Origin of the sequence: Symbioplanes lichenis, from assembly GCF_030709675.1 — a bacterium.
GTDB lineage: Bacteria > Actinomycetota > Actinomycetes > Mycobacteriales > Micromonosporaceae > Actinoplanes > Actinoplanes lichenis.
Map to the genome: position 1 here is coordinate 1 of NZ_JAUZQD010000054.1, position 443 is coordinate 443.

Here is a 443-nt window from a genome sequence, read left to right on the forward strand (position 1 = left end):
CCGTTGTCGGACAGCCGGCGGACCAGTTCGAGGACCTGGGCGGTCTGGGCGACGCCGAGGGCGGCGGTGGGTTCGTCGAGGATGACGACCCGGCTGTTCCAGAGCACGGCCTTGGCGATGGCCACGGTCTGGCGCTGGCCGCCGGAGAGGCTGGCGACCAGCTGCCGCAGGCTTTTGACGGTACGCACGGACAGGCTGGCCAGGGTTTCGCCGGCCATCTGTTCCATGGTCGGCTCGTCCAGGGTGATGCCGCGCATCTTCTCGCGGCCCAGGAACATGTTCTGGACGATGTCGAGGTTGTCGCACAGGGCGAGGTCCTGGTAGACGACCTCGATGCCCAGGGCGGAGGCGTCGCGGGGACTGGCGATCGCGACCTGGTTGCCGTCGAAGGTCACCGTGCCCGCGTCGATGGTGTAGATCCCGCTGATGCACTTGACCAGGGT

At 67.9% G+C, this 443-nt stretch carries 1 protein-coding gene; it reads right to left on the reverse strand.

What is annotated here, in order from left to right; translation table 11 throughout:
* Positions 1 to 443 (reverse strand): ATP-binding cassette domain-containing protein (locus RAN62_RS41015; RefSeq protein ID WP_305790310.1); only part of this gene is annotated, 443 nt, incomplete at both ends.